Raw genomic sequence first — 22,797 nt, 5'->3', positions numbered from 1 at the left:
ATCGGCTCAGCGCAGCGTGGTACCGGGGAGGGAGTCGAGGAGGTGCAGTTCGTGGCGCGCGGGCAGGCCCTCCCAGTCGCCGGGGGACGCCACGGCGAAGGCCGCCGTGGTCACGGCGCGGTCGAGACGGGCGGCCAGGTCCAGGTCGTCCAGGACGGCGGACAGGTAGCCCGCGACGAAGGCGTCGCCGGCTCCCACAGTGTCGGCGACGCGGACGCGGCGGGCGGGCCGGTGCGCGGACTCGGTGGCGGTGTACGTGGCGGCGCCGGCGGCGCCGCGTTTGACGACGACCTCTGTCACGCCTGAAGCGAGGAGGGCGGCCACCTGTTCCTCCTCGGTGAGCGCGCCCGGCGGGGCGACGAGGTCGAGTTCGTCCTCGGAGGCGACGACCACCGCGCAGTGCGGGACCAACGGGCGCAGGGCGGCGGCGGCCTCGGGGCGGCCCCAGAGGCGGCTGCGGTGGTTGACGTCCAGGGTCACGCGGGCACCGCACTTCACCGCGGCGCGGACGGCGGCGGCGGGGGCGGGGCCCAGGGCGGGGGTGATGCCGGTGACGTGGAGGAGCCTCGGCGGCGGATCCAGGGCGGGCAGGACGTCCGCCGGGGAGAGGTGGGAGCCGGCGGAACCGGCGCGGTGGTAGATGACGCGGGTCAGCTCGTCGGCCCGCTGTTCGAGCAGCATCAGGCCGGTGGGGCCGGTGGCGACGGCGCGGGCGTGCGTCACGTCCACCCCCTCGGCGCGCAGGGTGCGCAGCACGAGTTCACCGGTCTCGTCCTCGCCGACCAGACCGGTCCAGCGCACCCGGTGGCCGAGCCTGGCCAGGCCGATCGCGACGTTGGACTCGGCGCCGGCGACCGACAGCCGCATCGTGCCGCCGAGCCGCACCGGGCCGTCCGCCCGCAGCGCCGCCATGGTCTCCCCGAACGTGGCGACGTCGATCACAGGGCCTCCTCGAAGGCACGGGCCCGTTCTCTCAGGGCGTCGAGGCTCCCCCCGTCGGCGGCGTCGCCCACCAGCGGGGACCCGGCGCCGACCGCGACCGCCCCGGCCCGCAGGTAGGCCGCCGCCTCGGCCGCGCCGACCCCGCCGACCGGCACGAACGCGACCCCGGGGAACGGGTCGCGCAGCGCCCGCAGGTACCTCTCCCCGCCGAGGAAGGCCGGGAACAGCTTGATCGCCGCGGCCCCGGCGCCGAGCGCGGCCACCACCTCGGTGGGGGTGAACGCGCCCGCGAGCACGGGCAGCCCGAGCCGCCGGCCCTCCGCGACCGCCTCGGTGACGGCGGGGGTGACCAGGTAGGACGCGCCCGCCTCGGCCGCCGCCCGCGCGTCGTCGGCGGTGAGCACCGTGCCCGCGCCGAGCCCGGCCGCGTCGCCGAGGGCCGCGCGGGCCCGCCTGATGACGTCCAGCGCGTCCGCCGTGACGAGCGACACCTCCACCAGGCCGACGCCGGCCTCCACCAGCGTGATCACCGTGCGCAGCGCCGCACCCGCGTCCCGTCCCCGCACGATGGCCAGCAGCCGCCGCGCCGCCAGCGCCGTAAGGAAGTCGCCGTCATCCATCGCTCATCCGTTCCGCGGCCAGGACCAGCCGCCACGTCACCTCACCGGACGCCGGCACGACCGCCGCGTCCCCCGGCCCCGCCTCGGCCAGGTCGAACACCGCGCCGAGCATGGGCTCCACGCCGACGCTGCGGTACGGCGCCCCGGCGGGGAAGCCGCCGAGGTTGCGCCACAGCGCGGTGGACACCGGCACCCCGGGCGGTGCCTCCACCCGCAGACCGAGCACGTCCGGACCGTCCGCCACCCGCACGGCGGCACACCGCAGCACGGCCCCCGCCATCGTGCCGTCGGCGGGCCCCAGCCGGTCGAGCGGCAGGCCGAGCGGCGACGGCCAGCTCCCCTCAAGGTACGGGGCCCCGGCGGGCCAGGGGCGGCCGAGCATCGGCGCGGCCTCGGGGAACACCCGGGTCACGGTCCCCGCGGGGGCGACGAGGCGCGCGTCCTCGCCGACGTCGAGCAGCGCGTGGGCGGCCCACACGAACGTGTACCCCGGGTCGGCGAGGAGCCGGTACTCGGCCACCACCGCTCCCGCCTCCTCGGTGACCCGGCGCAGCAGCTCGAACCCGCCGGCACGCACCCGGCCGTCGGCCGACCAGGGGCGGCTCCAGACGTCGCCGTGGTCGGGCAGGCCCCGCACCGTGGGCAGGCACTCCTCCAGACCGCCCGCGTCCACGAAGCCCGCACCCGGCGCGACGGTCCCGCGTGCCGGGTCGGGGCGCGTCCACAACCACTCGCGTCCCCCGCCGGACAGGGACGTCCACCGGCCGCCGTGCGCCAGGTCCAGCCGGGGGCGCAGCGGCACCCGCACCATGGTCACCATTCGGCCAGACCTCCGTCGTCGTGCCGCCAGACCGGGTTGCGCCAGGCGTGCCCGCGTTCGTCCGCGCGCCGCACGGCCGCCTCGTCGATGTCCACCCCGAGGCCCGGCCCGGCGGGACGGGCCGCGTGGCCGCCGGTGAAGCGGAACACCTCGGGGTCGAGGACGTAGCCGAGCAGGTCGTCGCCCTGGTGGTAGTGGATGCCGATGGAATGCTCCTGGATCAGGAAGTTGGGGGTGGCGAACGCCACCTGGAGGCTCGCGGCGAGCGCGAGGGGCCCGAGGGGGCAGTGCGGCGCGAGCCACGCGTCCCACACCTCGGCGAGGGCGGCGATCCTGCGCGTCTCGGAGATGCCGCCCGCGTGCGACAGGTCGGGCTGCACGACCGCGACGCCCGCCTCCAGCACCGGCCGGAAGTCCCACCGCGAGTACAGCCGTTCCCCGGTGGCGACCGGCACACTGCTCGCGGTCACCACGTCGCGCAGCACGTGCGGCCGGTCGGGCAGCACGGGCTCCTCGGCGAACATCGGGTGGAACCCGGCGATCAGCGGCAGCACCCGCCGCGCGTCCGCCGCCGTGAAGCGGCCGTGGAAATCGACGGCGACGTCCCGCTCCGGCCCGAGCAGGTCCCTGGCCAGGGCCACCCGCTCCACGACCCGCGCGACCCCGGCGGCCGGCGTGAGCGGGGGCACCCGCCCGGCGGCGTTCATCTTGACGGCGGTGAACCCGGCCTCCAGGCGGGCGGCGATGCCGTCGGCCAGTTCGGACGGCTCGTCGCCGCCCACCCAGGCGTACATGCGGACCCGGTCACGCACCGGCCCGCCGAGCAGCACGTGCACCGGGACACCGTGCACCTTGCCCGCGATGTCCCACAGCGCCTGGTCCAGCCCGGCGAGGGCGCTGGAGAGCACCGGCCCGCCCCGGTAGAACCCGCCCCTGGCCATGACCTGCCAGTGGTCCTCGATCCGCAGCGGGTCCCGCCCGACGAGGTGCTCGGCGAACACGTGCACGGCCGCCCGCACCACCTCCGCCCGGCCCTCGACGACGGGCTCGCCCCAGCCGGTCACCCCTTCGTCGGTCTCCACCCGGCAGAACAGCCACCGCGGCGGCACGAGGAACGTCTCCACCTTGGTGATCCTCACCGCGCGCCCCGCGGGCCGGTCCCCGCCACGCCGATTCCGCCGCCGGGGACGGTGGCGGTGCCCGCCGTGCCGTCCGGGCGCGTCACGCGGAGTCCTTCATCGCGGTCCAGCCGCCGTCCACCACCAGGCACGCCCCGGTGACGTAGGAGCTCTCCTCACAGGCCAGGAACGTCACCGCGGCGGCCACCTCGTCGGGACGGCCGAAGCGGGCGGCGGCGGTGCCCGCCACGCTGCGGCGGCGGTCGTCCTCGCCGATGCCGTCCCACGCGGGCGTGAGGATCGGCCCGGGCAGCACGGTGTTGACCCGAACCTCGGGCCCGTACTCCACGGCGAGCTGCCGGCCGAGCGACACCAGCCCGCCCTTGGCCGCGGCGTACGCGGGGTGCGCGGGCAGGCCCGCGAGCGCGTGCACCGAGGAGCTGAGCACGACGGTGCCCCTGCTGTCCCGCAGCAGCCCGACGCAGGCGTTGACCGCGAGGTACGCCGCGGTGAGGTTGACCGCGATCTGCCGGTTCCAGTCGCTCTCGGCCAGCTCGTGCGCGGGCGCCCGCACCACCACGCTGGCGTTGCTGTGCAGCACGTCCAGCCGCCCGAAGCCCTCACGCGCGGCGGCGGCGACAGCCCGCCAGGTCGCGGCGTCGGCGACGTCCCCGGTGACGGCCAGCACACCCGGCCGCTCGGGTTGTTCCGCCATGTCCACCGCGATGACCCGCGCGTCCTCACGCAGGAAGCGCTCCACCACGGCCGCCCCGATGCCGGAGGCGGCGCCGGTGACCACGGCGACCTTCTCCGCGAGCAATCCCCGTCCCATTGATCCCTGTCTCCCCGGTGGTACGCGGCCGCGTGACGGCCTTGCCGTGACCGGCCGGGCTCGTGTGTCCGGCGTTCGTCCCGACCAGTCAACAGCCGCGGGCCGCCGCGGCGGAATGTCGGAAGCTGGGCATCACCTGGACGATCCGATGGTGTGTTGCCATACTGGCCCGATGCCGATCCAGGAGGGGTTCCTCAACCAGCGGCTGACCGTCGTGCCCCGACGCGTGCTCGCCGAGGCGCAGGCCCGCCCGGTGACCAGGCGCCTGGTCGTCACCGACTGCGGCCACTACCCCGACGCGGCGGACCATCTGATGAGCAGGCCGAACGGCACCGAGGAGACCATACTCATCGTGTGCGCCGCAGGCTCGGGCTGGGCGGACGTCGGCGGCGCGCAGCACCGCGTCGGGCCGGGCGCGGCCCTGGTGATCCCGCGCCGCGCCCCGCACTCCTACGGCGCGTCCAGCGACGCACCCTGGACGATCTGGTGGTGTCACCTACGCGGGGGCGACCTGCCGGAGCTGGTGGAGGAGATCGGCGCGAGCGCGTCCCGCCCGGTGGTCCCCGTGCGGCGGCCGGACCGGGCGATCGCGTTGCTCGACGAGATCGTCACCCTGCTCGAACGCGATCACTCCCCGGCCAGCCTGATGGGCGCGGCGGGGGCGGCGTGGAAGCTCCTCACCCAGTTCATCGTGGACCGCGCGATGCCGGCCCCCGGCGACCCGCTGCAGCGCGCCATGACGTACCTCGCCGAGCGGCTCGACGGCAACGTGCGGGTCGCCGACCTCGCGGCGCTGGTCGGCGTCTCACCGTCCCACCTGAGCGCGCTGTTCCGCCGCGCCACCGGCGGCGGGGTGCTGGCCCACCACACGGCGCTGCGCATGGCGCACGCGCGCAACCTGCTGGACACGACGGACGCGACCGTGGCGAGCATCGCCCGCGAGGTCGGCTACCACGACCCGTTCTACTTCTCCCGTCACTTCAAGCGCCTGCACGAGACCAGCCCCACCGAGTACCGCAACCGCGCCAAGGGGTGACTCACGGCGCCGCGGTGACGTGCAGCAGCACCGAGCGGTCCACGTCCAGCGAAGGCGCCTCGACGCCGGCCAGGCGCAGCACCCGTCCCGGCAGGGTGACGCCGTCGCGCTGCCACGGCGGCAGCACGCCGCCCGGCGGCGACCCCGGGTACACCGCCCGCACCCGGTAGACGCGCGCGTCGTCGAGCCCGGGCAGCGTGATCCGCCCCGGCGGCCAGCCCGCGGGCCGTCCGACGACGCTGAACGCGTACAGCGCCTCGCCGCGGTCGCCCGCCACGACGCCTTCGAGCCGCAGGGCCGGGTCGGCGAGGTCGGCGCGCACCACGTCGCCCGAGTGCAGCAGGGCCCGGTGCTTCTTGTGGAACGCGACCCAGCGGGCGAGCGCCGCGCGGGTCTCGTCGTCGGCGGTGAGCAGGTTCACCTCGACGCCGAGGTGCCCCCACAGCGCCTTCTCCGCCCGGTAGTCCAGCGGGTGCACGCGGTGGGTGGTGTGCGACTCCTCGGCGCCGATGTGCGTGCCCTGCATCTCCGGCGGCACCAGCAGCCCGGTCCAGCGCTGGATCTCCAGCCGCTCGTGCGGGTCGTTGCAGTCGCTCGGCCACACCCGGTCGGCGTACTCCAGCACGCCGAGATCGATACGCCCGCCGCCGCTGGCGCACGACTCGATCTCCAGCCCGGGGTGCGCGGCCTTGAGCGCCGCCATCAGCCGGTACACCTGCTCCACCTGCCGCCGCACCCCTGGCCGCCCGTCCGGGGTGTGCCCGGCGTCCAGCAGGTACCGGTTGTGGTCCCACTTGACGTACGCGACGCCGAGCCGCCCGATCAGGGTGCTCATGCGCTCGAACAGGTACGCGTACGCCTCGGGATGGCCGAGGTCGAGCACGTGCTGGTAGCGGGAGGGAAGCCCGGGGCCGTGCCCGGCGTCGAACACCCACTCGGGGTGCGCGCGGGCCAGCTCGGAGTCCAGATTGACCATCTCCGGCTCGAACCACACCCCGAAGTCCATGCCGAGCTCACGCACCCGCGCGGCGAGCGGCTCCAGCCCGTCCGGCCAGACCGCCGGGTCGACCGTCCAGTCCCCGAGTGACGTGGTGTCGTCCCTGCGGCCGAGGAACCACCCGTCGTCCAGCACGAACCGCTCGGCGCCGATCCGCGCGCCGTGTTCGGCGAGCTCGGCCAGCACCCCGAGGTCGTGCCGGAAGTAGACCGCCTCCCAGGTGTTCAGCACGACGGGACGCGGCGCGCCGGGGTGCTCCGGCCGGGCCCGCAGGTGCCGGTGGAACCGCGCGGCGAGGTCGTCGAGACCGTCGCCCCACGCGCCGTACTGCCATGGGCTCGTGTGGGACCCGCCCTCCCCGAGCACCACCTCGCCGGCGAGCAGGAGTTCCCCCGCCGCGAGGTGCCGGGTGCCCGCCGGGGTGCGCTCGGCGGCGAGCACCTGGCCGCCGCTCCACGCCAGGTGCGTCGCCCACACCCGCCCGCGCCGGAACCCGAATCCCTGCTCGCCCGCGACCAGCAGCATGGTGTGCTCCAGCCCTGGTTTGCCGCCCCTGGAGGCCCGCACCCACTCCCCGACGTGGAACGGCCGCCGCTGCGGCACCCGTTCGAGCGCCCAGCGTCCGGTCAGGTCGAGCACCTCGGCGGCGTCGGCGGGCACAGGAAGGGCCAGTTCGAGGCCCCGCACGGCGTACGGCTCCGCGGCCAGGTTCGTGACGGTGGCCCGCTGGCGCACCAGCCCGCTCGCCGCGAGCACCTGGATCTCGATCACCAGGGCCAGCGCGTACTCCGGGTCCCGCGCCTCGCAGCGCAGCACGGGCCCGCCCGGCGCGTCCCCGTCGAGGTGGTGGACGGCGTCCCGGAACTTCGGCGCCCAGCGGCGGGCATCGGAGTCCCCGGTGAGGCCGGGACGGCCGAGCCAGCCCTCGGCGAGCTGCGGCAGCACCGGCACGGGCTGCGGGTAGGTGACCGCGCTGTCCCCGACGGCGGGCAGCGCGGCCCGCCGCAGGTCGCTCAGCGCGTCGTCGCCGAGCGGCCCGAGGTCCTCGCCCCAGTGCAGCACGCGCGGCAGGCGCCCGCCGTCCACGGCGACGACGAGGCCGGTGCCGCCGGCCCGCAGGTGGACCGGCGCGGTGAGGTCTTCTGTGGTCATCTCTATCCTTTGAGTCCGCTGCTCGCGATGCCCGCGAAGAACTGCCGTTGCAGCAGCAGGAACACGATCACCAGCGGGATCGAGCACACGAACGCGCCCGCCATGAGGGTCGGGTAGTCGGTGCCGAACTGTCCCTGCAACCCGGCGAGGCCCACCGGCAGCGGCCGGTTCTCCCCGGACGGCGAGACGATCAGCGGCCACAGCAGGTCGTTCCACGAGTACAGCCCGGTCAGCACGGCGAGCGCGGCCAGCATGGGCCTCGCCATGGGCAGCATGACGTACCAGAACACCTGCAGCGTGTTGGCGCCGTCGAGGCGGGCCGCCTCCTCGTAGTCCTTGGGCATCGCGAGGAACGCCTGGCGCATCAGGAACGTGCCGAACGCCGAGAACAACCCGGGGATCGCGAGCGCGGGCAACGTGTCCAGCAGGTCGAGACCGCGAATGAGCTGGTACTGGCCGATCAGGAAGAGCTGGCTCGGCACCATCAGCATGACGACGAACAGGCCGAACAGCGCCTCCCTGCCCCGGAAGCTGATGCGGGCGAAGGCGTACCCGGCGAGGGACGCCACCGCGAGCTGCCCGGCGACCCGGAGCACCAGCGCGCCGGCCGAGACCGCGAACATCGACCAGAACGGCGTGGTCGAGAAGAACGTCGCGAACGCGTGCGGGGTGAAGCTCTCCGGCCAGGCCGTCGGCGGCACCCGCGTGGCCTCGGCCGTCGACTTGAACATGGTGAGGATCTGCCAGACGAACGGCGTCACCATGACGGCCGCGGCGACGATCAGCACGGCGTGCACGGGCCACGCGGCCACGGGCCGCCGGCGGGAGGCGCGCTCAGCCATAGAACACCCACGATCGCTGGAGGCGGAACTGCAGGGCCGTGGCGGCCATGATGACCAGCAGGAGCACGATGGCGATCGCGGCGCCGTAGCCCTGGTCGAACTGCACGAACGCCTTCTCGTAGAACAGGTACACGATGGTCTTGGAGTCGGTGAGCGCCGTGTTGTTCACGCCGCGCAGCATGACGAAGATCAGGTCGAACATCTGCAGGGCCGCGATCACGCTGAGGATCGTCACGAAGAAGATGCTCGGCGTGAGCAACGGCACCGTGATGTGCACGAACTGCCGTACCCGCCCGGCCCCGTCGAGCGCGGACGCCTCGTAGAGGGCCTTGGGGACGGCCTGCAGCCCCGCCCCGAGGATGATCATGTTGATGCCGAGGCTCATCCAGATGCCGGCCACACCGAACGCGTAGATCGTGAACCGCGGGTCGGCCACCCAGTACTGCCCGGAGACGCCGAACCACGACAACACCGTGTTGAGCAGCCCGAAGTCGCCGTTGTAGATGAACCGCCACACCATGCCGATGGCGACGGGCAGCGTGACCACCGGCAGGAAGAACAACACCCGGTACACCGCGCGCCCCCGGCCGGCCTGCTCCACCAGCGCCGCCAGCACGACGGCGATCGGCACGCCGAGCAGGATGATCCCCGTGTACAGCGCCGAGTTGCCGAACGCCTTCCAGAACTCCGGGTCGGTGAGCAGGGACGTGTAGTTGCCCGCCCCGACGAACGTCGCGGGCCCGAACGCCGGGACGTCCTGGAAGCTCTTCACGAACGTCGAGAGGAACGGCCACACGTACAGCGCGGCCAGGCCGAGCACGGCCGGCGCTATGAACACGGCCGCCCACCACCCGCCGGGCTCGCTCACGCCGGTGCGGCGGCCGGCCGGCCGCCGCACGGGCTTCGTCGTCGCGGACGTCATTGCTTCGCGAGCACCTTGTCGACGGCGTCCTGGTACTCCTTCGCCGCCTGCTCCACGGGCTTCTGGCCGTCCCACGCGGGGGCGAGGTACTGCGCGGCCAGCCCCTGCCACTCGGACGCGTTGCCCGCGACCGGGTAGGGGACGCTGTACTCGATGGCGTCGATGAACACCTTCAGGTCGAACTCGGGCATGGCGTCCAGCCACGGCTGCTGGGTGCCCTGGTAGGCGGGCAGCACCGTACCGGTCGCCGCCTGGATCTCCGCGGCCCGGGTGCCGCCGAGGAAGGCCAGGAACTTCTTCAGCTCCTCGGGGTGCTTGGTGCCCGCGTACCCGGCGTTGCCGATGCCGCTGGTGACGGTGGCGCGCTTGACGCCCTGCGGCAGCGGCGCGACGTCCACCTTGCCCTTCAGCGCGGCGTTGTTGTGGAAGCGGAACGCCCAGTACGCGCCGGAGAAGTACATGGCGACCTTCTGGTTCTCGAACATCGAGACGGCCTCGGTGTCGGAGAGCTGCTTCAGCGTCGGCGACACGCCCGCGGCCTGCAGGTCGGTCCAGAACTTCAGGCCCGCGACGCCCGCCGGGCTCGCGAAGTCCGACGCGGTGCCCCCGGGGTCGATGATCTGCCCGCCGGCCTGCAAAATCGTGTTGTAGAAGCCGCCCTGCGCGTCGATCGGCGCCGCGACGCCCCACACGCCCTTGCCCTTGTCGGTCAGCTTCTCCGCCGCCGTCTTCACGTCCTCCCAGGTCCAGGAATCGTCGGGGTAGGCGACCTTCGCCGCGTCGAACAGCGCCTTGTTGTACCAGACGCCGTTGGTGTCGAAGTCCTTGGGCAGCGCGAAGATCTTGCCCTCGTAGGTGTAGGAGTCGGACACCGCCTTGGGGTACACGGCCATGTCGATGCCCTCGGACTTCACGGTGTCCGACAGGTCGAGCAACTGGCCGCCCCTGGCGTACTCGCGGAAGTGGTCGGCGAGCATCCAGAACGCGTCGGGCGCGGTGCCGCCCGCGGCGCCGACCTGCAGCGTCGACCAGTACTCGGTCCACGGCAACGTCTGGACCTTGACGGTGATGTTCGGATTGGCCTTCTCGAACTCCGCGGCGATCTGCTTCATCGCCGGGGACTGGTCCTCGCTCCAGTTGGCGTAGGTGAGCGTGACCTTCTCCGGGGCCGCGGTACCGGACCCACCGCCCGAGCAGGCCGTGAGGAGCGCCGCCGCCGCGGCGGTCACCGCGAGCGTCCACTTGCTTTTCATGGTGTTCCTCTGATCGTGCTGTGCTGAAACGTGCTGTGCTGATCCCTGGGTGCCGGCCCTCGCGGACCGGCGCGGTCCTACCGGCCGGCAGGGGTGACGTGGACGGCCGGGCCGGCCCAGTCGACGTGCACACCGGTGTCGTCCGGCGTCGCCGCCTCGCCGCGCAGGCACAGGCGGTGCACGCCCCGGACGTCGAGGCCGAAGGCCGTGACGGGTTCGCCCGCCTGGACGACGGCGGTGAAGATCTCGCGGCCGTCGGCGAGCACGGCCACCCGGGCGTCGCCGGTGGACTCGTCGTCCACGCCGACGGCGCCGGTGAACGACTCGGCGTGGCCGCCGAGGTGGAAGTGCGCCTCCGAGTACGGCGCCATGCCGAGGCCGCGCTCGAACTCCTCGCCCGCCACCCGCATGGGGCGCCCGTCGCCGGGGTTGCCGCCGCCGTTGGACTGGTCGCGCTCCACGGGCCCGTCCTCGTTGACGAACGCGATCATCGGCAGGTCGGACAACGCGTGGCTCCCCGGGGTCAGCGGCGCGACGACCCGCGCGTGCGCGACCACGGGCACCGTGCCGTCCCCGTCCCGCTCGACGGTCACCACCCCGAGCCGCCCGGGTCCGAGCGCGGCGGGCCGCACGGCCCACCCGGTCTCCCCGGTGCGCTCGGCCGTCCACCCCGGGGGGAGGCGCAGCCGCGCGTCCGGGGCGGTGGTCAGCGCCGCGGTGCCGTCCGGCCCGGCCTCGGTGACCGCGGGGCGGACCTCGGGGGCGGGCAGCAGCGGCCGGGGCCGCGCCCGGAACAGGTCGGTGCCCGCGGGGGCGACGACGGCGACGAAGCCGCCGTCCCGGGCGACCTCGACGTCGACGCCGTCGCCGGCCGTGGTCGTGGTCTCCGTGAGCCCGGTGGCCGGCACCGCGCCGTCCCGGGGCGCCGCGTCGCCCACGATCCACACCTGGACGTCCGGGCCCGCGCCGAGCCGGTCAAGTTCCAGGCGGACCGTCCGCGCCTGCCCGGTGGCGACGCACCCGAGGAACCAGCGGTCCCCCGCCCGGCGCGCGACCACCGCGTGGCTGTCCGGGTCGCCCGACAGCAGGACCGTCTCCTCGAAGGACGGCGCGAGCTCCGCGAGGAACCGCGCCGCGAGCGGCCGTCCGGCGTAGGCGTCCACATGGCCGGCGAAGTGGGTGACGCCGCACTCGAACGCCACCGACAACCCGAGCTCGTGCCCGTCGCTCGTGGTCCGGTTCGCCGCGCCGAACGCGACCGGCGTGGCGTCCATCGCGCCCACGACGTTGCGGGTGAACGGCTGGATCACGTTGTGCGCCGCGGTGAGCGCCTGGTTCTCGAAGAACACGTAGTACTCGGCGCCGCGGATCGCCTCGTACCCGATGACCTGCGGGTACGTCCGGGCCCAGCCGCGCGGGATCACCGAGCCGTGGAAGTTCACCATCAGCCCGAGCCGGGCCGTCTCGCCGAGGATCGTGTCGTACCAGCGGTACCGGTCCTTGGACTCGGACTCCATGAAGTCGACCTTGATCCCGGCGACGCCCCACGAGCGCCACAGGGCGAGCTTGCGCAGGTCCTCGGGGCTGTTGAGGTCCCGCCAGATCGTCCACAGGTGCACCTGGATGCCGCGCCGGCTCGCGTACGCCACGATCTCCGGGACCCAGGTCTCCTCCCACCCGCAGTCGATCAGCAGGTGCTCCCACCCGAGCCCGGCCGCGACGTCCACGAAGTGCTTCTGCTTCTCCAGTTGCGCGCCCGAGTAGAAGTCCGACCACCACGACCAGGCCGCCCGCCCGGGGCGCACCCACGCGGCGTTCTCCAGCTCCGGGGCCGCCGCGGGCGCCAGCTCGTCCACGAACATCGACGCCACCAGCGCGTCCGCCGCCCCCACCATGAACACCCGCCACGGCGTGACCGGCCCGCGGGCGACCTCCACCGCCGCGTCCGCGAACGCGAACCGGAGCGTCCGGTCCTCGCCGAACTCGGCGTGCGCCCCCGAGAACCGGCCGTCGATCCCCGACTCGCTGATCAGCAGGTACCGCTCGTCGTCGAGCCTGGTGAGGAACGGGAAGCCGTACGCCCCCGGTGCCATCTCCCGCACCTCGACCCCGTACCGGGGCGTCTCGTACCAGGTCTGGTAGTCCAGCACCCACGCCCGCGCCCCCTCGGGCAGCGCGACCGCCGTCCGGTCCCCGGTGACCGGCGCCGTCCCGTCCAGCGCGGGCAGCACATAACGGACCGCCACCCCGTCGCGGCCCACCCGCACGACGGCCTGCCACTCGACACCCTCTTCCCGGAACCCGTACACGACCTCCCGGTGCTCGTACCGGTGCTCCCCCACGGCCTTCCCCGACCGGGCCAGGAACCGGTCCTCGACGGCCCGCTCCGTCACCCGCACGAGCTCGGCGGACCGCCCGAGCTCCACGCCGTCCACCACGACCCCGAGCCGCACCCCGTCCAGCACGACCTCGCCGCCGTGCTCGACCACCAGCCACACCCCCGGCGCCGCGACCCGCACCCGGGCACCCACCGCGCCCACACGGGCCACTACATCGCTCATCACGCACTCCATGGATGGGACTGGACTTCACCAAGGCTTACACGCCTGAAGTGAGCCAACTATGAGCCCAGCTAAGAGCGTCAGACAATGGTCGAACCGTCGAAGCACCTGGACGATCCTACGATCGCGCCTCCGCAGCCTGCCCACCAGGCAGACCTGCCGCCCGGCAGGAACGCGGAAGGCCACCGGCCCGCCCCCAGGGGCACGGCCGGTGGCCTTTCCGTCTCAGCGCATGGACGTCTCAGCCCATGGACTTCGCGCCGTCCAGGGACTCGCGGATGATGTCGGCGTGGCCGGCGTGCTGCGAGGTCTCGGCGATGATGTGCATGAACACCCGCCGGGCCGACCACCGCTGGTCCCCCTCGAACCACGGCGCCTTCGGCAGCGGGTGCGCCACGTCCAGGTCGGGCAGCGAGAGGAGCAGTTCGTCCGTCCGCTCCGCCACCCGCGCGTACTCCTCCAGCACCCCGGCCAGCGTGTCGTGCGGCAGCAACTGGAACTGCTCGCCCCAGTGCGCGAAGTCCTCCTCGGTCATCGCCGAGAAGTCCGGCATCCCCACCGGCCCGCGCACGATGAAGTCCGTCCACCCTCGCTCGACGCCCGTGACGTGCTTGATCAGCCCGCCGAGGGTCAGCTCGCTGGCGGTGGTCCGCTGCCGCGCCTGGTCGTCCGTGAGCTCCCGCGTGGTGAACCGCAGGAAGTGCCGGGCCTTGGTCAGCACCTCCAGCAGATCGGCCCGCTCCCCACCGGCGTCGGTCCGTCCCGCGTCGAGGATCTGGTCGCTCATGGTCATGTTCTCTACCTTCCGTGGTCACCGCCCTTGTTCTGAACACCACGCTAGGGGGCATAGCGGCCAGTTCCTGTCCTCAATCCCAGCGAGTTCACTTTCCTGACAGATCGTTGCCATGTGCTGACAGAAACGGATACTCCGGTTACGGTCGGCGCAGGGGGTCGTTATGGCTGATGTCTTTCCGGTGGGCGGGCTGATCGGGATCCGCTGGCGGGAATGGGGCGGCGCGGACGGGCCGTTCGGAGCGGCGCTCAGCGGGGAGGACCCCGTCCCGGGGACCGCGGGGAAACGGCAACGGTTCGAACGCGGCGAGATGGTGTGGGCACCCGAGCAGGACATGCTGCTCAGCGCGTTCCGCCTGCGGAGCGACGTGTGCCTGCAGTGGTCGATACCGCACTTCGAGCACGAGTACTTCCGGTGCAACGCCTTCTTCAACGGGCAGCCCCAGGGCCTGCACGAGAACACCACGATCCAGCCCGTGGGTCATGTCTCGGACCTGCAGCTCTGGTTACGCATGCAGGGGTTCGGCGACTACGACTTCCACGTCGCGGCCTACGACGACGACGATCACACCGTCCGCGGCTGGACCGTTCCCGTACGCATCCGTCTGGGCGCGGACCCCGGGCTCGCGCCGCCGCCGTTCCCGGTGAACCACCCCTTCTCCGAACGCTGGCACGAGTTCCACGCCGGCAACGGGCCGTTCGGCCTGCCGACGGGCGCGTCGGAGCAGTTCGCCGTGCCCGGATCCACGGCGTGGAGACAGAACTTCGAGCACGGGCAGACCGTCACGCACTTCGCGCTCGGCTCCGACTTCATGATGTCCGCGCACCAGGTGGGTGACGTCATCGAGGTGAACTGGGGGGGTTTCACCACGCCGTTCGACAAGTTCCGGGTGGTGGTCACCAAGGACGGCGCGCTCTTCCAGGAGACGGTCGTCGAGGACATCGGCCTGGAGTGGGCCCGGCGGGGGCGCGGCAGCGGCCGCTTCCGCTTCGAGCCGCCGTTCGGCGACGCCACCTACTCCTTCGTGGTCAAGCCCGGGATCGGCGTCATCCCGCCGGGTGACCCGCTCTTCACCGCCACCGCGCCCGTGACCCTCAGGTACGTCCAGCCCCTCCCGGACGCCCCGCTCGACCCGCCGCCGCTCGACGGCTCACCGGCCCAGGCGTTCGCGAGCCACACCGTACGCGCGCGGGCCATCGCCCGGCACTTCGTGGCGACCCGCCGCATGGACCGGGGCACCGGCGTCGCCACCGAGGACAGCAGCATCCAGTTGATCGCCCACCTGCACATGCTGAGGGTCGACCCGGAGTTCCGCGTCCCCGGGGAGCCGCCCAACAAGGTGGTGGCGCACACGCTGCTGCGCACCTCGGGCCAGGGCAACGGGGCCATGGGCACCAGCTACAACGAGGGGTTCCCCATCGGTTCCCGTCAGGGTGACTACGACATGGCACTCAAGGGCCTGATGGTCGTCCTGCACCGCTACCGCGATCTGCTCACCACCGAACAGATCGACTTCCTGCTGCGCGACCTGATCCCGGCGAGGCTGCCCGGCCCGATCGACCCCGGGTTCGAGTGGTACTGGCTGCTGACCGAGAAGGCGCCGGAGACCGAGAACCACCTGCTGATGATGAACAGCAGCAAGTACCTGGTCAACGAGATCCTTTTCGAGCGCACCGGGGACCCGAAGTACGACAACACCACCAACGGCGTGCGCGCCTGGCTGCTGAACTTCATGGCGAACTTCGCCCGGCACGACTTCATGGAGTTCAACTCCCGCCCGTACCAGCGGCTGTCGCTGCACGTGATGCTGAACCTGCACGAGTTCGGCGACACCGAGATCAGGACGGCCGCGCACATCGTCCTCGACTACATCATGACCAAGTTCGCGCTCTCCAGCAGCCGCGGCCGCCGGGTCCCGCCGTTGCGGCGGATGAAGGAGAACGCCAACAGGCCGGGCAAGGAGACCGACCACCTGATCGGCGGCAACGTGGACCAGGTGGCGAACCTCTTCCTCACGTACGTGGGCCCGACCGTCCCCGACGGGAAGCCGTGGCCGTGGTTCCTGAACGGCTGGTGCTTCCCCGGCGTCATCGCGGGACTCGCCGCGTACCGGCCGCCCCCCGCGGCGTACATCATCGCCCTCACCGCGCACGAACCGGCGCAACACCGCTTCTACCACGGCAACCGGCCGGAGATGACCGAGGCGGACGAGCGGGCCGAGGGCGGCGTCGAGCTGTACTACAAATCGCCGTCCTTCCTGCTCAGCGCCGGCGGCATGTTCCTCAACAGCGGCTACGGCCAGGACGAGCTCCAGGGCTACAAGCAGGTCTCGGTCGCCCAGTCGACCACGCTCATCCCCGTGCGGGCCGACGCCACATTCGGCGAGCTGATCCGCTTCGACCCCTACCCCGGCGACCGGGACGCCGACGGCGACGAGCAGTTGCAGCGCGACGCCGTCAACACCGGCGTCCACCTCGGCTTCGCCTGCGGCGCCAACCTGGAGGTCCCGGACCGGTGGCAGCGCCTGGCCGTCGCGTCCTGGGACGGCCCCTGGCTGCTGCTCGACCTCGACAGCCAGTCCCTGGCCGCCACCCACCACCAGCCCGAGCGGCGGCTCGGTTTCTACGTCGCCGTGTACCGCACCCCGGTCGCCGACCCCGAGCGCCTGAAGGTCAACTACGGCACCGTGCCGCACAACTTCGGCTGGTTGTACGCCATGGAAGCCACCGCCATGTCCTTCGAGACGTTCAGCGAACGGATCAGGCGCCGCAACAGCTTCCCCGCCAAGCTCGACTGGGACGCGAAGTACAAGTTCACCACCCCCGAGGAGCCGGCGCGCGTCTTCGACTTCTGGATGCGCCCCGACCAGTTCAAACACGTCCCCCGGATCTTCATGGTGGACAACCAGCCCGTCCTCCCCGGCGGCTTCACCAGCCTCCCCCTGGTCGACGGCCCCTTCCTGCGCTCCTCAGGACACGAGGGCCTCCTGGAGATCCGCGCCCCCGGCCAGGACCCCGCCACCCCGCCACTGGTCCTCGACCACCGCCAGAACCTCGCCCCCACCAGGGCCGACAACGCCGACACCTGGCCCGCCCCCCACATCGACCGCGCCAGAGCCGTCATCGCCTTCGCCCGCCACCTCACGACCCTCACCCCGCCCCGCCTCACCGACGCCATCGACACCGTCCGCGCCTTCACCCCACCCGTCCAGGCCGCCGCCGAATACACCGTCTTCGCCGCCGAGCTCCTGCACAGCCGGATCACCCGGCTCCTCACCGACGGCAGGCTTCCCCAAGCCGCCGCCCACACCCCCGAGACCCTCACCGCCTACGACGCCGCCTCCGCCGCCCCCGGCGCCGACATCATGCGCGTCGCCCGCGACCTGAACCAACTCGCCGCCCAGCTCGGCAACCACAACCTCACCCACGAGGCCGTCACGGCCCAGCAGACCTTGGTGGACCACTTGACCGATCACGCCGCAGCCGCAGTCTCCGCCGACCAGTTGCTCGAATACCACATCATGCTCGCCGAGGCCCGCCACAACCTGATCGCCCGCCTCCTCGCCGACCGCCAGCCCGAGAAGGCCGCCACCCTGGTGTCGATCACACTGGCGAGCTACCGGCAGTACGTCGCCCTGCCGGGTGCCGACATCATGCGCGTCGCCCGCGACCTGAACCAACTCGCCGCCCAGCTCGGCAGCCACAACCTCACCCACGACGCCGTGACGGTCCAGCAGGCGCTGGTCGATCTGCTCGCCGAGCATCCCCCGGCCGGCACGGAGGACGTCGACGCTTGACCTGCGGGCTCCGCTTGGCAATGTGAAGCTGGACGCGCACACGCGGAGAGGGGTCGGCGCCATGGTGACGATACGGCTGCTCGGGCCCCCGTGCGTCGAGCGGGACGGACGGCCCGGCCGTGCTCCGCGCGGCCGTAAGGCGTGGGCGTTGCTCGGGTACCTGCTGCTGGCGGAGCGGCCGCCGAGCCGCAGGCGTCTGGCCGAACTGCTGTTCGCGGACGCCAACGACCCGCTGGGCGCGCTGCGGTGGACCCTCGCCGAGTTGCGCCGCGCCCTGCCGGTGCTGCTCGACGGCGACCCCGTCGTCACCACGCTCCCGGACGGCGTGACGCTCGACGTCCACCTGCTCACCGGCGACCACGCCGAGGCCGCCGCGCTGCTCGGCCTCGGCGGCGAGCTGCTCGAAGGGGTGGACGTGGCCGCAGGCCCGGAGTTCGAGTCATGGCTCCTGGTGGAACGGCACCGCGTGTCCGCCATGGCGGAGGCCCGGCTGCGCCAGGCGGCCGTCACCTTACTCGCGGCGGGGCACCCGCGTGAGGCGATCCCGTACGCCTCTCGCGCGGTGACCCGCAATCCCTTGGAGGAGGGCAACCACGAGCTGCTCGTCCGGGTGCTCGTGCAGGCCGGCGACCGCGCCGCCGCCCTGCGCCAGGTCACGGTGTGCGAGGACGTCCTGCGCCGCGAGCTCGGCGTCGAGGCCTCCCCGGCGCTCCGGGCGGCGGCGACCGCGACCCCGCACCCCCCGATGCGGCAGCAGTTCGGGGGCAGGGCGGCCGTCGCCGGCCAGTTGGAGGCCGGCGACGCGGCCATCGACGCCGGCGCCGTCGACGCCGGCCTGGACTACCTGCGCCTGGCCGTCGCGGGAGCGGCCCGCTGCGGCGACGACACGCTGCGAGGCCGGGCGTTGGCCTCCCTCGGCGGCGCGCTCGTCAACGCCGTACGGGGCCGCGACGAGGAAGGCGCGATCGTCCTGCAGGAGGCGCTGCTCGTGGCCACCGAGGCCGGCGACCGCGCCACCGTCGTCCGGGCCAGCCGGAAACTCGGCTTCGCCGAGGTGCTCGCCGGCCGACGCGAAACGGCCGGCGCCTGGCTGCTCAAGGCCCAGGCCCTGGCCGAGACCGACGAGGAACTCGCCCCGATCCGCGGCGTCCAGGGCCAGAACGCCTCCGACCGCGGCGACTACCCCGCCGCCTTCGCCCACTTCGAGAAGTCGATCGAGCACTCCCGGGCCTGCGGCGACGAGCGGCAGCAGGCGTGGTCGTTGTCCCTGCTGGCCCGAGCCCACATCCTGCGCGGCGAGCACGACGCGGCCGCCGCCGCCCTGGCCCTCAGCCTGGACCTGGTACGCCGCCAGCGCTGGATGGCCTTCCTGCCCTGGCCGCTGGCCCTGCGCGCGGAACTCGACCTGACCGCCGGCGACGCCGACTCCGCCGCCGAGGCCCTGGAACGGTCGTGGACGCTCGGCTGCCAGCTCGGCGACCCGTGCTGGGAGGGCATGGCGGCCCGCGTCCTCGCCCTGCTCCACACCACCCTCGGCGACGACGACACCGCCTCCCGCTGGCACACCGAAGCCCTGTCGCGCGCCACCCGGGTCACCGACCGCTACCAATGGCTGCACGCCCACGTCCTCGACACCGTGATCACCGCGCTGCTCAAGCAGGGCGACCCGGAAGCGGCCCGGCCGCTGGTCGCCACCCTGTCCTCCCTCGCCGCCCGCTGCGACATGCGCGAACTGATCGTCCGCGCCCATGTGCACCGCGGCCACCTGGGCGACCCCACGGCCCTCGCCTCCGCCCGCCTCCTGGCCGCCGGCATCGACAACCCCGCCCTGCGCCCCCTCCTGGCCGGCACCCCCGCCCACCGCTGAACGTCACACGCCCCGTCACACGCCGGTGCCCCATCGTTCGGGAAGTCCCATCGACACCCGAACGGGGAGAACCCTCATGTCTGGAAAAGCGGTAATCAGCCTGACCACCGGCCTGGAGGACACCGAACGCGTCACCGTGGCGTTCCTCGTCGCCGTGGGCGCCGCGGAACAAGGCCGCCCCACCCTCATGTTCCTCACCAAGGAAGCCACCCGCCTGGCCCTCGACGGCATCGCCACCGCCGTGGCCTGCGACGGCTGCCCCCCACTGTCCGACCTGCTCGCCCGCTACACCAAGGCCGGCGGCCGCTTCTACGTCTGCCCCATCTGCTTCGACGCACGCAAACTCGACAAGCACCAGCTCGTCGAGGGCGCCGAACTCGCCGGCACCATCCCCATGTGGGAATGGATCGGCCCGGAGAACGCCACCACCTTCAGCTACTGATCCCGGAAACGGCCGGGTCTCAGGGAACGGACGGGGGCCCGCTCCCGGAGACCCGGCCGCACACCGACGGGATGCATCAAATCATTTTGATGTAATGTACTGCTCGTGGCACCGCCGACCGAAGCCGTCCCGGCGTTCCTGCGCATGGCCGCCCACCCGCTGCGGTGGCGGCTGCTGAGCGAGCTCGCGGCCGGCGACCACCGGGTCAGGGAACTGGTGGCGCTGGTGGGGGAACCCCAGAACCTGGTCTCCTACCACCTGCGGCTGCTCCGCGACAGCGGCCTGGTCACCGCCTCACGCAGCAGCTTCGACGGCCGCGACACCTACTACCACCTGGATCTGGAGCGCTGCGCGGACGCGCTGGCCGGCACGGGCGCCGCCCTCCACCCGGCCCTGAGGCGAGAGCCCGCGCCGGACCCGCGGCACACACCACACGCCGGCGTGCTGTTCGTGTGCACCGGCAACAGCGCCAGGTCACCCATCGCCGAAGCCCTGCTGCGCCACCGTACCGGCGGTCAGGTCGAGGCGGGCAGCGCCGGCACCCGGCCCAAGCCGCGCCTTCACCCGGACGCCGTACGGGTGCTGCGCGACGATTTCGGCATCGATGTCAGCGGCCGGCGTCCCCAGCACGTCGACACCGTCGCCACCCGCCGCTTCGACTACGTGATCAGCCTGTGCGACAAGGCCCGTGAAGCCTGTCCCGAGTTCCCCGGCCGGCCCCGGCGGGCGCACTGGAGCATCCCCGACCCCGACACGGACGGCTACCCCGCCTTCCGGCGCACCGCGGCCGCCATCGACACCCGCGTCAGGCATCTGCTGCCCGTCCTGTCCTCCGCCCCCTCGTGAAGGAGATCCCGCCATGACGGCACCCGACCAGTACGCCGCTGTCCGCTACCTCGTCGACGACGTCGAGGCGGCCGTCGACTTCTACACCACCCAGCTCGGCTTCACCCTGCGCATGAGCGCCGCCCCCGCGTTCGCCGACGTGGTCCGCGGCCCGCTGCGCCTGCTGCTGTCTGGCCCGGCCAGCTCAGGCGCCCGCGCCACCCCGGCCGACTCCGCCACCGCGGGCCGCAACCGCATCCACCTGATCGTCGACGACCTCGACGCCGAGATCGACCGGCTGCGCACCACCGGCCTGCCCTTCAGCAGCGACGTGGTCGCCGGCCCCGGCGGGCGCCAGATCCTCCTCACCGACCCCGCCGGGAACCTCGTCGAACTGTTCCAGCCCGCCGCCCACTGACCGATCCCGGCCCTGGCGCGGCGGTCAGTCGGTACCGGACTCGATCGCGGCGTGGTCGAGCAGTTCGTCGTCCGAGGGCACCGGGGCGACCACACCGCGGTCGGCGATCGCCTCGGCGCCGCCCTCGCGCATCGCGCCGATCAGCCCCGTCGCGGCGGCCTGGGCGGCGCCGATCAGCGCCGGCTGCTGGCTGCCGATCATGCCGAGCCCGGCGTACTGCTCCAGCTTGGCGCGGGTGTCGGCGATGTCGAGGTTGCGCATGGTCAGCTGGCCGATGCGGTCGATCGGCCCGAAGGCCGAGTCCTCGACCCGCTCCATGGACAGCTTGTCCGGGTGGTAGCTGAACGCCGGCCCCTGGGTGTCCAGGATCGAGTAGTCCTCACCCCGCCGCAGCCGCAGCGTCACCTCACCGGTCACCGCCATCCCGACCCACCGCTGCAGCGACTCACGCAGCATCAGCGCCTGCGGGTCCAGCCACCGCCCCTCGTACAGCAGCCGCCCCAGCTTGCGTCCCTCGGTGTGGTACCCGGCCAGCGTGTCCTCGTTGTGGATCGCGTTGACCAGCCGCTCGTACGCCGCGTGCAGCAGCGCCATGCCCGGCGCCTCGTAGATGCCGCGGCTCTTCGCCTCGATGATCCGGTTCTCGATCTGGTCGGACATCCCGAGCCCGTGCCGCCCGCCGATGGCGTTGGCCTCCAGCACCAGATCGACGGCGGACTCGAACTCCTTGCCGTTGATCGTCACCGGCCGTCCCTGCTCGAACCCGACCGTGACGTCCTCCGCCAGGACCTCGACGTCCGGGTCCCAGGACCGCACCCCCATGATCGGCTGCACGATCTCGATGCCCGTGTTGAGGTGCTCCAGCGACTTGGCCTCGTGCGTCGCCCCCCAGATGTTGGCGTCCGTCGAGTAAGCCTTCTCGGTGCTGTCCCGATACGGCAGGGCACGCGCCCCCAGCCACTCGGACATCTCCTTGCGCCCGCCGAGCTCACTGACGAACTCGGCGTCCAGCCACGGCTTGTAGATCCGGAGCGAGGGGTTGGCGAGCAGCCCGTACCGGTAGAACCGCTCGATGTCGTTCCCCTTGAAGGTGGACCCGTCCCCCCAGATCTGCACCCCGTCCTCAAGCATCGCCCGCACCAGCAGGGTCCCCGTGACGGCCCGGCCGAGCGGCGTCGTGTTGAAGTACGTCCGCCCTCCCGTCCGGATGTGGAACGCCCCGCACGCCAGCGCCGCGAGCCCTTCCTCGACGAGCGCCGACCGGCAGTCCACCAGCCGAGCGATCTCGGCCCCGTAGGCCGTGGCCCGCCCCGGCACCGACCCGATGTCAGGCTCGTCGTACTGACCGATGTCAGCGGTATAGGTGCACGGCACGGCACCCTTCTCGCGCATCCACGCGACCGCAACCGAGGTGTCGAGACCACCTGAGAAGGCGATCCCGACACGTTCACCGACGGGCAAGGAGGTGAGCACCTTGGACATGAGCAGAAGTATATTCACAACTATGCATGACCATGCAATACCCTCTTTCAAAACGATCACGGACGGGCCGCCCCTCGAC

General features: G+C 72.8%; 18 protein-coding genes. 6 read left to right on the top strand and 12 right to left on the bottom strand.

What is annotated here, in order from left to right:
- Nucleotides 1-6: 6 nt before the first annotated feature.
- The 5 genes from ABGB17_RS09685 to ABGB17_RS09665 all read right to left on the bottom strand — a co-directional run bounded on the left by ABGB17_RS09685 (nt 7) and on the right by ABGB17_RS09665 (nt 4,332).
- A complete protein-coding gene (locus tag ABGB17_RS09685; RefSeq protein ID WP_347627595.1) occupies nt 7-942 on the bottom strand; it encodes a sugar kinase in 936 nt (311 codons plus the stop codon).
- A complete protein-coding gene (locus ABGB17_RS09680) occupies nt 939-1,562 on the bottom strand; it encodes a bifunctional 4-hydroxy-2-oxoglutarate aldolase/2-dehydro-3-deoxy-phosphogluconate aldolase (RefSeq protein ID WP_347627593.1) in 624 nt (207 codons plus the stop codon). Before ABGB17_RS09680 ends, ABGB17_RS09685 begins: the two co-directional genes overlap by 4 nt.
- A complete protein-coding gene (locus tag ABGB17_RS09675; protein ID WP_347627591.1) occupies nt 1,555-2,382 on the bottom strand; it encodes a hypothetical protein in 828 nt (275 codons plus the stop codon). The genes ABGB17_RS09680 and ABGB17_RS09675 overlap by 8 nt, the downstream gene beginning before the upstream one ends.
- On the bottom strand, nt 2,376-3,521 hold the full coding sequence (dgoD, locus tag ABGB17_RS09670) for a galactonate dehydratase (protein ID WP_347627589.1): 1,146 nt from the start codon (nt 3,519-3,521) through the stop codon (nt 2,376-2,378). The genes ABGB17_RS09675 and dgoD overlap by 7 nt, the downstream gene beginning before the upstream one ends.
- Before the next feature lie 82 nt (nt 3,522-3,603).
- Nucleotides 3,604-4,332, bottom strand: a complete 729-nt coding sequence (locus ABGB17_RS09665; protein WP_347627587.1) for an SDR family oxidoreductase — start codon at nt 4,330-4,332, stop codon at nt 3,604-3,606.
- A 172-nt stretch (nt 4,333-4,504) separates the two neighbouring features.
- Between ABGB17_RS09665 and ABGB17_RS09660 the strand changes: the two genes are divergently transcribed.
- Nucleotides 4,505-5,368 (top strand): helix-turn-helix domain-containing protein, encoded by an 864-nt coding sequence (locus tag ABGB17_RS09660; protein ID WP_347627585.1) that lies wholly within the window; start codon nt 4,505-4,507, stop codon nt 5,366-5,368.
- A 1-nt stretch (nt 5,369) separates the two neighbouring features.
- On the opposite strand, the gene ABGB17_RS09655 is transcribed toward ABGB17_RS09660, so the two are convergent.
- The 6 genes from ABGB17_RS09655 to ABGB17_RS09630 form a co-directional block, all read right to left on the bottom strand.
- On the bottom strand, nt 5,370-7,517 hold the full coding sequence (locus ABGB17_RS09655; protein ID WP_347627583.1) for an alpha-galactosidase: 2,148 nt from the start codon (nt 7,515-7,517) through the stop codon (nt 5,370-5,372).
- 2 nt (nt 7,518-7,519) lie between these two features.
- A complete protein-coding gene (locus ABGB17_RS09650; RefSeq protein ID WP_347627581.1) occupies nt 7,520-8,359 on the bottom strand; it encodes a carbohydrate ABC transporter permease in 840 nt (279 codons plus the stop codon).
- On the bottom strand, nt 8,352-9,281 hold the full coding sequence (locus ABGB17_RS09645) for a sugar ABC transporter permease (protein WP_347627579.1): 930 nt from the start codon (nt 9,279-9,281) through the stop codon (nt 8,352-8,354). Before ABGB17_RS09645 ends, ABGB17_RS09650 begins: the two co-directional genes overlap by 8 nt.
- Nucleotides 9,278-10,534 (bottom strand): sugar ABC transporter substrate-binding protein, encoded by a 1,257-nt coding sequence (locus ABGB17_RS09640; protein WP_347627577.1) that lies wholly within the window; start codon nt 10,532-10,534, stop codon nt 9,278-9,280. The genes ABGB17_RS09645 and ABGB17_RS09640 overlap by 4 nt, the downstream gene beginning before the upstream one ends.
- 77 nt (nt 10,535-10,611) lie before the next feature.
- Nucleotides 10,612-13,095, bottom strand: a complete 2,484-nt coding sequence (locus ABGB17_RS09635) for a glycoside hydrolase family 97 catalytic domain-containing protein (RefSeq protein ID WP_347627575.1) — start codon at nt 13,093-13,095, stop codon at nt 10,612-10,614.
- 241 nt (nt 13,096-13,336) lie between these two features.
- On the bottom strand, nt 13,337-13,888 hold the full coding sequence (locus ABGB17_RS09630) for a DinB family protein (protein ID WP_347627573.1): 552 nt from the start codon (nt 13,886-13,888) through the stop codon (nt 13,337-13,339).
- A 163-nt stretch (nt 13,889-14,051) separates the two neighbouring features.
- Between ABGB17_RS09630 and ABGB17_RS09625 the strand changes: the two genes are divergently transcribed.
- From ABGB17_RS09625 to ABGB17_RS09605, 5 genes are all read left to right on the top strand, one after another.
- Nucleotides 14,052-17,684, top strand: coding sequence for a hypothetical protein (locus tag ABGB17_RS09625; protein ID WP_347627571.1), 3,633 nt, complete (start codon nt 14,052-14,054; stop codon nt 17,682-17,684).
- Nucleotides 17,685-17,745: 61 nt separating this feature from the next.
- Entirely contained in the window at nt 17,746-19,551 is a 1,806-nt protein-coding gene (locus ABGB17_RS09620) for a BTAD domain-containing putative transcriptional regulator (RefSeq protein WP_347627569.1), read from the top strand.
- Nucleotides 19,552-19,627: 76 nt separating this feature from the next.
- Entirely contained in the window at nt 19,628-19,993 is a 366-nt protein-coding gene (locus ABGB17_RS09615) for a DsrE family protein (RefSeq protein ID WP_347627567.1), read from the top strand.
- A 105-nt stretch (nt 19,994-20,098) separates the two neighbouring features.
- The gene (locus tag ABGB17_RS09610) at nt 20,099-20,839 is read left to right on the top strand and encodes an ArsR family transcriptional regulator (protein WP_347627565.1); all 741 of its coding nucleotides are present in this window, start codon (nt 20,099-20,101) and stop codon (nt 20,837-20,839) included.
- Nucleotides 20,840-20,852: 13 nt separating this feature from the next.
- Nucleotides 20,853-21,236: a VOC family protein gene (locus ABGB17_RS09605; RefSeq protein WP_347627563.1), complete on the top strand. Its 384-nt coding sequence runs from the start codon at nt 20,853-20,855 to the stop codon at nt 21,234-21,236.
- A gap of 24 nt (nt 21,237-21,260) precedes the next feature.
- Here ABGB17_RS09605 and argG read toward each other — a convergent pair whose 3' ends face one another.
- The gene (gene argG, locus ABGB17_RS09600) at nt 21,261-22,718 is read right to left on the bottom strand and encodes an argininosuccinate synthase (protein WP_347627561.1); all 1,458 of its coding nucleotides are present in this window, start codon (nt 22,716-22,718) and stop codon (nt 21,261-21,263) included.
- Between the last annotated feature and the right edge of the window lie 79 nt (nt 22,719-22,797).

This window comes from Sphaerisporangium sp. B11E5, from assembly GCF_039871875.1.
Lineage (GTDB): Bacteria > Actinomycetota > Actinomycetes > Streptosporangiales > Streptosporangiaceae > Sphaerisporangium.
This window is presented reverse-complemented; position numbering and strand designations above follow the sequence as displayed.